Consider the following 12,010-nt stretch of genomic DNA (forward strand, 5'->3'; position numbering starts at 1 on the left):
TCACGAAGCCTAGCTTACCTCTTCTTCCACCCAAGGCCAAAATTAGTGTTCTTGTAAGCCCTCATATTGGCATTGCCGTTGAATGGAAACTGCAGTTGTATCCGGTGTTGCCGTATATCAAGCCTGTCAAAAAAGAGCCTGTTGCCCCTTCGTCCAAACAAAAATCAACATGGAGGCCGCCTGATAGTCATTATTACAAATACGGCCATACCTTGATTAATAAAGTCTCCTTCGAAGATACCGACAAGGACATTCTAGCAATGCTGGAATCCATTTTCCTATGCAAATATGCTTAACTACGAGGTGACATTTTCTCACGATAATTATCCCTATTTGGGGGTGACATTTTCACAAGTTATTGACATGTCTTCCATAGCCTCCGGGATTTGCCGTTCTATCCCGCTTTTCGCAGTCCTATAATTCCCGTTATAAGTTAGGATGCGAGATGTAAGTTCTATCTGCCGGCGGTATGCATACTATTTGGGGGAGGGATGTTCGTATGTATAAATTAATCATTGGGAATGTTAGAGTAACCATATTGGAAGATAAGATTAACCGCAATGAAGCGACCGAGGCCGCTAAAAAAGCAATTATGGAAGCCAACCGTCACGGCAAGTTACTTTGTCATATTGAAATCGACCAGGATGAGCAGGGTCTCAAGATTGCCACAACCGAAAAAAGCGGTGCAAAACTCTTACGGAAAACTTTGAAACAAAGCATGCTGGATGGCATGTATGCTGCCATTCAGGAAAAGTTGTTTCCCACAAATGCCTTTACACCGAAGGATGTATGGTTCGATGGGGACACCGGCCAGGAATGGCGGGGAAATGAGTGCAGTTCAGTACGCGATGAACTATTAAAGAAATTCGAAGAATGGATGAAATCGGTTTAATTTGGGAAACTACAGGAATAAAAGCCATCCAATTGGCCTACAACCCCATAGCGGGGTATAGGCTATTTTTTTCGATGCATTGCAATTGACTCCTGCGACAAATAACTTTGGGGCTGGTACAAGCATAAATCAAGTTTGACAGTAAAAAATTCTAGCAATATAATTAATTATAATTACCACCCTCCCCTCTGGGGGGCGAAAAGGAGTGTCGCTGGATATGCAAAACGAGTCGGTTCAAAATGAAGTACTTCTCCGCTTAAAAAATGTCAAAGGTCATATTGCCGGTATCGAACGGATGGTGGAAGAACATCAGGCCTGCAGTAACGTAATGATTCAACTCTCGGCGATTCGTTCCTCGATTGAAAAAATCGGCATCTATATTTTAGAAAATAACGCAATCGAATGTCTTTGCAATGAGCTTGACCAGAAACCCGAGGATAAGCAAAAGGTTGAACAAATTGTTAAACAAATGATTTCCTTTTTAAAGTAATGCCGCCTTTTGTAAGCGGACGAATTCTGGTATACTAAAAATAATATTTGTTTTTTCGGGAGGCTTTTATGCATCAGTATCTTTTCTTTATCGGCCATTTCCCCATTCGCGCTTACGGTTTGATTTTAAGCTTGAGTATTATACTGGCGACCGGTACGGCCTATTTTTTGGCCAAACAGGACGGACGCTGGCATCACCATGTTGTGGATATGGGAATTTATTGTGGTATTGCCGGCTTAGTCGGGGCCAGGCTTTGGGATGTTTTTTTCTTTGACTGGGGTTATTATCATAATCATCTGCTGGAAATCCCCTTTGTCTGGCAGGGCGGCATGGCGATTCAAGGCGGCGTAATTTTAGGGGCGGTTGTCGGCTACCTATATACCAAACGCCATAAAATCGACACCTGGGCGTTTGCCGATATTGTTGCCGCTCCGGCAATTATCATGGGACAGGCCCTGGGGCGTATGGCCAATTTAATGAACGGCGACGCTTTCGGACATCCTACCGGAGGAAATTTCGGTATTCTTTATCCCAGTACTACCCTGGCCCATCAGGTATATGGCAATCAGCCCCTTTGGCCGGCAGAAGTATGGGAGGGACAAATTGATGTTGTTATCTTTGTCCTGCTGCTCATGTTCCGGACCACCAATCATGCCAAAGGCCAAGTCTTTATCCTTTACTTCATATTATATTCAACCTCCCGCTTTTTTCTTGAATTTCTGCGCGGAGATTCGGGTACTATGCTGTTTGGCCTCAAATCCGCTCAATTAACCGGTCTCACGGAAATTACGATCGGCATCATACTATTTATCTGGTGCGGTTATCATCAGCGTAAATCAGTTGCCGCCAAACGGTAAGAACAACCGCTTAAGGCGGTTGTTCGGAAATTGGAAATTGGATTGGAAAAAGAAAACACGCTTCCATAAGAATTTGTGCTGCAGAGCTCAGAGCGTGGGAAATCCATAAAAAAGCTGCCAACCATAAAAAGCAATGCCCCGGGAAAGTTTTTCTCCGGGGCATTGCTTTTTTATTGGGATCAGAAAGGAGATCGTCGACCCTTCTGGCGGGATGGCCACCAAAAGAATTCTTGGATAGGTTCATTCCCCGCGCCCTGTGCCAAGAACCAAGAGCCGAAAGACCGCTGCGCGGTCTTTCTTATTTGGCCGCTATGGCAATCACTTCAATCTCCACACTTACATTCCGTGGCAGCGCCGCTACCTGAACGCAGGAACGCGCCGGCGGTTCACTGGTAAAATACTGGGCGTATACCTTGTTCATCGAGGCGAAGTCCTCCATATCCTGTAAAAAGACAGTGGTTTTTACCACCTGGGAAAAACCCAGTCCCTCTTGTTCCAATATGGCCCGGATATTATTTAAAACCTGATGAGTTTGCGGCTCAATACCGCCGTAGACAACTTGCCCGCTGACGGGGTCCAGCGGAATTTGTCCGGAAAGGAACAGGAAATTTCCCATACGGATGGCCTGGGAATACGGACCTATTGCTTGGGGTGCCAACCCCGTGTTTACAACTTTTTTCATCTTTATGCCTCCTATTAACTTAAATATATGCTTATAACTTAATTCGTCAATCGAACAGAGAATCCTGTATCATGAATCTCTGAAGTTACCTTTTGCCGGCCGGGAAGCCTCCCATCTATTACCATAGACCCGGTAAATTATCCATGTTATAATACTGATCTGTGTATTATGTTAAATAAAGGAGGTGCCTGTATGGATACTATGGCCCATGCTCTGATCGGCTTTGCGATTGCCGGGTTATCCGGGCATCAGCCGTCTTTATCCGACCCGGTTTATATTGCGACTGCATTGGGAGCGCAAGCGCCCGATTTTGATATTATTGCCCAAGTACGCGGTAATCTGGCCTATCTGCGGCAACATCGCTCATTTTCCCATTCCGTACCCGGAATCGTCTTATGGTCGGTATTAATTAGTGTTGGCATTTATTTAATAATGCCGCATGCCAACTATATACAACTATTCGGCTGGTCCTTGGCCGGTTCTTTTTCCCATATTATAACGGACTATTTTAATACTCATGGTGCCGCACTATTCTGGCCGTTTAAAAGAGAACGCAAAAGTTTTCCCCTTTTAAAAGTATTTGACCCCCTGCTGCTGCTCATGATGTCCGGTACTTTTCTCTTTCACCTTCCCGTAAAACAAATAGCCGGTTTCATTCTATCAATTCTTTTTATGTATACTGGACTTCGCTACGTACTGCGAGTGAATATTACGCGTCATTTGCTATCCTCTTTTAATCATTCCGTAGACCGGATTTGGGTAATGCCTTCCCTGAAAAGGGTTTTTTATTGGGATTTCGTTATCGAAACAAAGACCGATTTTATCGTGGGTGAAATTGCGTCATTATTGCCGCAGCCTAAAATTAGGGCCACCCTTCCCCGGCAGGCTTTTACCCCGATTACAATAAAAGCCTGTGAAACCAGACTGGGGGATTTCTTTCGAACCTTTAGCCCGTTTCTGTATTTCGAAAATGATGAAGATGTGGCCAGTAAAAAAGTTCGCATTTACGATTTGCGTTATTTTTTGAATCAGCAGTTTTTGCATAGCGCTACGATTATCTTCGGCGATAATGATCAGCCATGTGCTTCATTCATTCATTCGTCAGGACGAACCGTGCGCATTCCTTGCTAACAGCCCTAGGGGGGCTGTTTTTTTATTTTTTCTCCCTGTTACAGGCAAATTTTACTTACAGTCGGGCAAGAGGAAGTCTACATAAAATCACGAATTCTTTTATAAAATTGTGTAAAGCGAGGACATTCTGTGCACAAATTATGTAAGCTGCTCACACTCCTGCTTTCTATTACTTTATTGCTTTCTTCCACGGCATTGGCGGCTTCCCTTTCTATTGGCACCTGGCATGTGACAGGCTCCCAGATGTGGCATATCTCCTTCTCCCCCAACGGAGCCTCCCGGCTTTTTTACCCTCACAGCGGTACTTACGTAACCGGTACATATGAAAATAATTTAACAAAGCAAAAGCAGTTTTCCGTCGAACTGGGCTATATGGGGCAAATCGCTGCTGCGACAGGGAGTGATTCCGACTGGGATTATACGCAAAATAACAATTTGCAGTATTACGGCGAATTTAAGACCGGTGGTCAGAGTATGTTTTTAAATGTAAACTGGCAGGAGCAACTGACACCTGTCACTCAGTTCCTCTATGGTTACAGCTATCATAATTCCCGCTATCAAATGACGGATGGTACTTATTATACCGAAAATTATGTTTCTACCACCGATACTTTATCCAACCTCAATTCAACCTATTCCATCACTGCCCAGGGGCCGCACCTTGGTTTGGCGGTTCATAAACCGCTGTCCCCGTCCCTGGCGGTATTTGGTTCTTTAATCTATTCCCCGTTTGCTCTGGTTCAGGGCCATGGCTGGTGGAATTTACGCAACCTGGATTTTGTTCAAACCGGCCCGGGACAAATGCTGGATGGTCAAATCGGCCTCCAGCTCCAAAATAAACGGAATCTGTTTACCATTGGCTATCGCTATCAGAGTGTAGATGTAACGGATGGGTCGGAAAATACCAGTTCCGATATTGTATGGGATAAGGCGCGTAGCACGTTAAAAGGATTTTATTTCGCAGGAACAGCCAAATTTTAATCTTTTAACCGGTTTTTCTTTTTTCTGGCAGTTAGAAAATGAATGAAAATAACCGTCAGGGAAAACAAAGTGGGAATAGCTAAAAAAAACTGGTGATAAGATGATAGTATTTCCCGCAGCCACGGGTCGGCCACCACCATTTCCCCCCCGGTCCATCCCAAAAATGCGGCGCCGGCCAAAATGGCGACCGGCCATTTATCCATTAGTACCATCATCAGTTTGCTGCCCCAGATGATAGCCGGCACACTCAGTGCCAACCCGATAAACAGTAACAAGATATTTCCCTTGGCTATGCCGGCAATTGCAATTACATTATCCAGGCTCATGACAAGGTCAGCCATAATAATCGTCTTGACAGCCTCCCACAAATTCGTTTTGGCTTCAATCTGTTCCATATCCTGATGATTTTCCTGCCTAACCAGTTGTATCGAAATCCATGCCAGAAACAAACCCCCGGCCGCCTGTAAAAAGGGTATTCTTAATACTAATATCGCCAGCATGGTAAGCAATATCCGCAATCCTACCGCTCCTGCACCGCCCCAGAGAATCGCTTTCTTTTGCTGCTCCGTTGGCAGTTTTCTGCTGGCCAGGGCAATAACCAGGGCGTTGTCGCCGCTAAGCAGCAGATTTACCATGATAATACTGAAAAGGATAAAAATATAGTCCATACCTGTGACTCCTGCCTTTGCGTCATTCATTATAGTATGCCCCGCGCCGTCATCCTCTGCGCGCTTGAAATTCCAGTTATATCTTCCTCCCAAGCAAAAAACTACCACCCCTGCATTTAGAGGATGGTAGTTTTTTAAATCATAAATGTAATTTCCCTCAAAGCCTTTAATGCCTTAATTTATAAGGACAAAAAAACCTTTGCAATTAACCTGCAAAGGTTTAATATTTTTCTGGTGGAGATAAGCGGGATCGAACCGCTGGCCTCTTGAATGCCATTCAAGCGCTCTCCCAGCTGAGCTATACCCCCACATTAATATATTACCAGTATATATTATTATACAATACTATATTAATCGTGTCAACTTGTCGAATAATTATACCAACTAAATAATAACCAGGCTTCTAACCTTTCTGCACCACGAATATATTTATTCTGTTAGCAAATAGGTCCATCCGTCCTCCCTCTGTTCCACGAGGCCCCGTTTGATAAGAAAACCCAGGGCGCGTTTAAAAGCAGCCTTGCTGATGCCGAATTTATCTTTGATCACTTCCGGCGCAGTAGCATCACTGTAGGGCATCTTGCCGCTCCGGGAACGAAGCAAATTAAGTATCTTGTCTGCATCCGTTTCCATGGCCTCTTGTTTTAGCGGCCGCATGCTGACATTAATTTTTCCGTCTTCCCGAATAAAAGTAACCCTGACGTTTAATTCCTCTCCCACTTTGGGGCGGGATGTCATTTCATCATGATGTAAAAAAGCGATATAACGTTCTTTCGTAAATAAAAACGCACCCGCTTCATTAAAATTGTATACGGCGCCGGAAACCATATCGCCAACCTTGACATCTGAAGCCGGCTTGGCCGCCCGGCGCAGGTCGTCTTCCACTTCCATACTTACCGCCAGCCGTCCTGATTTATCCCGGTACAGCTTGACCCAGACTTTTTCGCCGCGCCGGACTATGCCGCGCATTCCGGCATAGGGCATAAAAACACCGCGTTCCGCGCCAATATCGACAAATGCTCCGTCCCGGGACGTATTAATCACGGTGACATAGGCCACCTGCCCCTCACGCATTTGCGGCAGCCGCATACTGGCAGTCAAGCGTCCCTTCGGGTCGGTATACAGATAAACCTTGACTTCCTCACCAATGGATACATCTTTTAATTGCTGCGCTTTATGCAGCAAAATATCGTCGCTCGTGTTTCCCGTTCCGGCATCAAGAAAAGCGCCCAGATCACTTACACGAACCACCTTTAGCAAAGCAACATTGCCGGCTTTCAAATCACTGTCTGTTTTCAAGGTCATCACCTATGCTTCATAACTGCGCGATTGGGCATCGCCCCACAAGCGCTCCAGATTGTAAAAATTCCGGTCTTCTTCGATAAAAATATGAACCACGCAGGTCCCATAATCCAGCAGAATCCAATGTGCTTCCCGATATCCTTCCTTATGGAGCGGATTGATTCCCTTTTCTGATAACTTTTCTTCAATATTATCGGCTATGGCGGCCACCTGAGTGGTGGAGTTAGCGCTGCAGATAACAAAAAAATCCGTTACCGACGATATGCCTTGCATATCCAAAATGACTATATCTCTGGCCTTTTTATCATCAGCCGCAGCAGCAATCATTTCCGGTAACTGGTTGGTTATATCGGTCATATTTTTCCTCCTGAAAATTGGTATCCATTTTTGTATAGCATTTCAAACATAGTTTTTTTCTATTCGAAAAACACTCTCATTGGCAATATGTCTCTAGCCAATTAAAGGAATTTCCTGATATTCCGGTTGTTTTACCGCCAAAGATAACGCCTGAGTCACAAAACCAATATGTTCTTTCAAGTCAATCCCCATGTCCAGGGCGCTATTTATGATTGTCTCACGGTTAACCGCTCTGGCGAACGCCTTGTCTTTCATTTTTTTCATTACCGATTTCACCTCCAGGTTCTCCAGACTCTTGTCGGGACGAACCAGCGCACAGGCAATAATAAAACCGGTTAATTCATCTACAGCCAGCAGTGTTTTCTGCAGGATTGTCCTTTCCTTAGGCCAGTCGCGGGCATGAGATTCCACATTGGTAATAAACTCATCGTCATATCCATGGGCCATAAGAATTTTCCGCGCATGGGCCGGATGCTCTTCCGGATATTTCTCAAAATCCACATCATGCAGTAAACCTACAGTGCTCCAATACTCCGGATCTTGATTAAATTTAGCGGCATAAGCCCGCATTGCAATTTCTACCGCCAAACAATGGCGCAAAAGGACATCGCTGGTTACGTACTGGTTTAAGACTTGCCATGCCTGCTGCTTACTTATCTGCATATAAAAACCTCCTCACAAATCCATTAACAGATAACAATTTTTTACCGCGCCTTAACTGGTATTCATTATACCAAAACAGTCCGTTCCAAGCAATTTATCCTACTCAACCGGTTAACAAATATAGCCGGAGGATGTGGTAAGCATGATTACTCTTGTGGAAATTTTCACCGGCACATTTATGCTCCTTGGCGGCATCTTTGGCATGCGGCAAGGGTTGCAAAAGGTATTTTGGGCGCGACTGCGGGATACGCTGCATAAATTGACGGTTACTCCCTGGCGAGGGCTCCTCTTTGGTGTCATTGCCAGTGCGGTCCTGCAGGGCAGTACCGGATTATCACTAATCACCATTAGTCTGGTAAGTGCTGACTACCTGTCGTTTTATCAGGGACTTGGCATTATTTTAGGCGCTAATATCGGCACTTGTACAACCGTACAATTAATGACTCTGAACTTCCCGACATCCCGGATCGTTTATCTGCTCTTGCTTGCTCTCGTTATTATGCTAGGCAGTAAAAAGCTGCGATATATAGCAATGTCGGCCGCCGGTTTATTAAGCATGTTCAGCGGGCTGGCCCTTCTGGCCCACACGCTTGATAAATTGTCTTCCCTGTCTTTTATCGTAAAATGCCTGCTCATTGCCAAGACGGCGCCCCTATACGGAATCATCGGCGGTATGGCAATTACCGTGCTCTTTCAATCAAGCAGTGCAGCAACCGGGATTTTAATGCTTTTGGCCGCCGAGGGACTGATCGACCTGACTACGGCTGCGTATGTGATTTATGGTAACAATATCGGCTCCTGTTTATCCTCACTGGTAGCAGGAACGGTTTCTTCGCCGGCAGGTAAACAATTGGCCCTGGCTCATTTTCTGCTCAACATACTGGGGGTAATCCTTTTCTACCCGCTTACGCATTGGCTGACGGCAATATCCGGCATTTTCAGCCGGGATTTTTCCGTGCAGGTAGCCACGATGCATGCTTTATTCAACATTATTTCGTCATTGATAATACTGCCGTTTATCAAACAATATGCCGCCCTGATTGTCTGGCTGGTTCCCAAACGGTAATTCAGTTAAAATGGTCCGTTTTTTCCGGAAAAAGAATGCTATACATGCAATTCTTGCAGTTGAACCGCTTTGGCATAATAGCCATCCTTTGCCAATAACTCGGTATGGGTTCCCATTTCCACAATCCGGCCATGGTCCAGATATACAATGGTATCTGCCGCATTAAGAGTGGAAAGACGATGGGTAATGATAAAAGTCGTACGTCCGACACTGGCATTGCGAATGGCTTCCATTACCTGTTTTTCGGCGTGAGCATCCAGGGAAGCCGTGGGTTCATCAAGAATAAGGATGGACGGCTCCATAATAATAGCGCGGGCAATGGCTAGCCGCTGTCTTTGTCCACCTGATAAGTTGCTGCCCAGTTCGCCGATCACTGAATTATAGCCTTTCGGCAATTCCATTATAAAATCATGGGCATTCGCCAGCTTGGCCACTCTTTCTACCTGAGAATAAGAGGCCGACGGCCGGCCATAACGAATATTTTCAAATATCGTTGCATTAAATAAAATGGGGTCTTGCTGGATAAATCCCATATACTTGCGCACCGACTGCGTTGTATAGGTCCGGATATCTACATCGTCTAAATAAATCGACCCTCCTGTTGGATCATAAAAACGCAGCAACAGATTGGCGAAGGATGATTTACCGGCTCCGCTCGGTCCGACAATCGCGATGATATCACCGGGATTGGCAGCAATATTAATATCTTTCAGTATTCCCAGGTCCGGAGAATAACTAAACGATACATTTTTGAATTCCACCTTGCCGGTTACTTGCTTAAGCTCTTTATCCCCCTCCTGGATCATGGAGGACTGTTGTCTGAGAGAACCAATCCGCTGCCAGGCAACGGTTCCCAGCTTCATCATGGAAATAGCCTGACTAATTTTACGGACCGGCGCCGGTACATTGATAATATAGACTAAAAAAGCAAACATGCCGCCGATACTGAGACTGCCGTTGATAACCTCTCTGCCGCCAAACCAGATGATAATCGTCAAACCAAGCGCGGCTAAAAACTCCACCAAAGGTACTAAAATCGCATTTAATCTTTGTACCTTTAAATAATCCCCGGCAACTTGATAAATCTTCAAACTGAATTTTTGGTACTCATAATCTTCCCGGACATAGCTTTGAACGACGCGAACCGACAATAAGGATTGATGGAGTATACCGGTTAATTTTGCCAGTGTATGTTCAACCAGGGTACCCATTAATGCAATCCGTTTATTAAAAAAGGCAATTGCGGCGATAATAAACGGCAGGGTTATAAATGTAACCAATGCCAATTGCCAGTCGAAATAAATCATAATCAGCATAGTCGCCAACAAATTCAACGACTCTACCAAAAGGTCCGGAATACCCAGGGTAACTGCCTGTTGAATAAGCCATAAATCATTCGTAAACAGGGAGATAATCTCTCCCGCCGGCATATTAACAAAATAGGCATAATCTAATGACTGGAGTTTGTCAAACATGCTCTGCCGCATTTTTGACAAACTCTCATTGCCCGCCTTAGCCATAGTAAGGCCATAAATATAAAAGAAAATACCCCGGATAAAATATAAGACGACAATCCCGCCGGTAATCGTAGATAAGTAGCTCATATCCCCTTTAGCCAGAGCACCATCGATTAGAATTTTAATAATGATGGGCGCAGCCAAACCAGCCACACTGGCGATAATAAAGCAGAAAATTGCTGTGCTGACTAAGGAACGGTAAGGGAGTACAAATTTACGCCAATATAAAGCCAACATGAAGGCCTCCAAATACATAAATGACATTTTTCTCGCTTCAAAGACATTAATATAATATTACAATATTTATCTATTTAAAATCATTATGGCAAAACTTTTTAAACAAGAAAGTATAACCTTTCGGGTTGTTCCTAAAATAACATATTCTTCTTAAGAAAGCCGAAAAGCAAAATACTTTCTTTCCATTTAAAGACCATTTGGGTCTTTCTTATTTAAAAGAAAATATATTATAGATGCGCTTTTTAGGCGAACTCAATATCATAAAAAGCGGGAAGGCCCAACAGCCTCCCCCTTTTCCTAACTCATACCACCCGGCGGGCTCCTAAATAACGGGGCCCCCAGTAACTGCTGCCCAAGCTATCAATTGCAATTCCACGACTCGAAGTAGCACTGATAAACTGTCCATTGCCTAAATAAATCCCAACATGCGATGCGCCGGAAGCATAGGTAGTAAAATACACCAAATCACCCGGTTGCAGATGGCTGTAAGCCACCGTCCGACCGACATCGAATTGTTCGTCGGCCGCTCTCGGCAGATATACTCCGGCTTGGCCAAAGACAAACTGAGTAAACCCGGAGCAATCAAAGCCATTGGGTGAACTTCCGCCAAACAGATAAGGGACTCCGAGATACTGCATCGCTGTCTGGAGAGTCCTGCGAATCATGGAAGTTTGCTGGGAATCCCGGCTTACAGGCATTTCGCGGCCCATTAGCAGCCGGTATGTCTCACTTCCAACGATTCCATCCGCTTCGATCCCGTGATCTCTTTGAAAAGCTTTGACCGCACTGGCCGTAACCGCTCCGAAATCCCCGTCGGCAGTGCCGACGTTATAGCCGAGAGCGATTAACTGGGACTGAACCATGCGCACATCATTCCCTTGATCACCCTCCCGGATGACTCCGGAAGCATGAGCAAGAGAAACTGCACCAAGAAAAAAACATAACAAAAACATGGTCCGCAGAAGCTTTTTCAAGTTTTATCTCCTCTCCATAGCCTCCGAGGTTAGCTGACGGGTTAGGGTTGCAGGCCCCCTATTTTCCGGTGTCCAAACCTATACCGGAAAAACTTCACCCCCAAAATTGGTTCCCCCGTACCTGAGCATGATTCGGCTTTCTAGCTGCTCAAAATTTTTTATTCGACCTGAAAAGAAAAAATCCTGCCGGAGA

At 44.9% G+C, this 12,010-nt stretch carries 14 protein-coding genes, 1 tRNA gene and 1 riboswitch; of the genes, 7 read left to right on the forward strand and 8 right to left on the reverse strand.

Annotated features, from left to right (window positions below; translation table 11 throughout):
- The 4 genes from LUCIF_RS26505 to lgt all read left to right on the forward strand — a co-directional run.
- The coding region (locus LUCIF_RS26505) for a hypothetical protein (protein ID WP_207857384.1) at positions 1 to 296 on the forward strand (296 nt) is incomplete at its 5' end.
- A gap of 203 nt (positions 297 to 499) precedes the next feature.
- Positions 500 to 892, forward strand: coding sequence for a hypothetical protein (locus LUCIF_RS09940; protein ID WP_122627745.1), 393 nt, complete (start codon positions 500 to 502; stop codon positions 890 to 892).
- 205 nt (positions 893 to 1,097) lie between these two features.
- A complete protein-coding gene (locus LUCIF_RS09945) occupies positions 1,098 to 1,382 on the forward strand; it encodes a metal-sensitive transcriptional regulator (RefSeq protein ID WP_207857386.1) in 285 nt (94 codons plus the stop codon).
- A gap of 68 nt (positions 1,383 to 1,450) precedes the next feature.
- Positions 1,451 to 2,239 carry a prolipoprotein diacylglyceryl transferase gene (gene lgt, locus LUCIF_RS09950; protein ID WP_122627746.1) on the forward strand — a complete coding sequence of 263 codons (789 nt, stop codon included), beginning with the start codon at positions 1,451 to 1,453 and terminating at the stop codon, positions 2,237 to 2,239.
- A 298-nt stretch (positions 2,240 to 2,537) separates the two neighbouring features.
- On the opposite strand, the gene LUCIF_RS09955 is transcribed toward lgt, so the two are convergent.
- Complete coding sequence (locus LUCIF_RS09955; protein ID WP_122627747.1) at positions 2,538 to 2,921, reverse strand: RidA family protein; 384 nt, start codon at positions 2,919 to 2,921, stop codon at positions 2,538 to 2,540.
- Between the two features lie 192 nt (positions 2,922 to 3,113).
- Here LUCIF_RS09955 and LUCIF_RS09960 point away from each other — a divergent pair, with 192 nt between their 5' ends.
- Complete coding sequence (locus LUCIF_RS09960; protein ID WP_122627748.1) at positions 3,114 to 4,052, forward strand: metal-dependent hydrolase; 939 nt, start codon at positions 3,114 to 3,116, stop codon at positions 4,050 to 4,052.
- Between the two features lie 129 nt (positions 4,053 to 4,181).
- Complete coding sequence (locus LUCIF_RS09965) at positions 4,182 to 5,033, forward strand: hypothetical protein (protein WP_122627749.1); 852 nt, start codon at positions 4,182 to 4,184, stop codon at positions 5,031 to 5,033.
- Here LUCIF_RS09965 and LUCIF_RS09970 read toward each other — a convergent pair.
- The 5 genes from LUCIF_RS09970 to LUCIF_RS09990 all read right to left on the reverse strand — a co-directional run bounded on the left by LUCIF_RS09970 (position 5,030) and on the right by LUCIF_RS09990 (position 8,023).
- Positions 5,030 to 5,701, reverse strand: a complete 672-nt coding sequence (locus LUCIF_RS09970) for a TerC family protein (RefSeq protein WP_122627750.1) — start codon at positions 5,699 to 5,701, stop codon at positions 5,030 to 5,032. The genes LUCIF_RS09965 and LUCIF_RS09970 overlap by 4 nt on opposite strands.
- A gap of 232 nt (positions 5,702 to 5,933) precedes the next feature.
- A tRNA-Ala gene (locus tag LUCIF_RS09975) sits at positions 5,934 to 6,009 on the reverse strand.
- A gap of 121 nt (positions 6,010 to 6,130) precedes the next feature.
- Positions 6,131 to 7,006: a CvfB family protein gene (locus LUCIF_RS09980; protein WP_165865954.1), complete on the reverse strand. Its 876-nt coding sequence runs from the start codon at positions 7,004 to 7,006 to the stop codon at positions 6,131 to 6,133.
- A 3-nt stretch (positions 7,007 to 7,009) separates the two neighbouring features.
- The gene (gene rsfS, locus LUCIF_RS09985) at positions 7,010 to 7,360 is read right to left on the reverse strand and encodes a ribosome silencing factor (RefSeq protein WP_122627751.1); all 351 of its coding nucleotides are present in this window, start codon (positions 7,358 to 7,360) and stop codon (positions 7,010 to 7,012) included.
- Between the two features lie 93 nt (positions 7,361 to 7,453).
- The gene (locus LUCIF_RS09990) at positions 7,454 to 8,023 is read right to left on the reverse strand and encodes an HDIG domain-containing metalloprotein (protein WP_122627752.1); all 570 of its coding nucleotides are present in this window, start codon (positions 8,021 to 8,023) and stop codon (positions 7,454 to 7,456) included.
- A 142-nt stretch (positions 8,024 to 8,165) separates the two neighbouring features.
- Between LUCIF_RS09990 and LUCIF_RS09995 the strand changes: the two genes are divergently transcribed.
- Positions 8,166 to 9,089, forward strand: a complete 924-nt coding sequence (locus tag LUCIF_RS09995) for a Na/Pi cotransporter family protein (protein WP_207857388.1) — start codon at positions 8,166 to 8,168, stop codon at positions 9,087 to 9,089.
- 38 nt (positions 9,090 to 9,127) lie between these two features.
- Here LUCIF_RS09995 and LUCIF_RS10000 read toward each other — a convergent pair whose 3' ends face one another.
- Positions 9,128 to 10,843 (reverse strand): ABC transporter ATP-binding protein, encoded by a 1,716-nt coding sequence (locus LUCIF_RS10000; RefSeq protein ID WP_165865955.1) that lies wholly within the window; start codon positions 10,841 to 10,843, stop codon positions 9,128 to 9,130.
- Between the two features lie 302 nt (positions 10,844 to 11,145).
- Positions 11,146 to 11,817, reverse strand: a complete 672-nt coding sequence (locus LUCIF_RS10005; protein WP_243638715.1) for a C40 family peptidase — start codon at positions 11,815 to 11,817, stop codon at positions 11,146 to 11,148.
- A 3-nt stretch (positions 11,818 to 11,820) separates the two neighbouring features.
- Positions 11,821 to 11,965, reverse strand: a riboswitch (cyclic di-AMP (ydaO/yuaA leader).
- Between the last annotated feature and the right edge of the window lie 45 nt (positions 11,966 to 12,010).

This window comes from Allolucifera butyrica (assembly GCF_900476375.1).
In the GTDB taxonomy this organism is placed as follows: domain Bacteria; phylum Bacillota; class Negativicutes; order Sporomusales; family UPPP01; genus Lucifera; species Lucifera butyrica.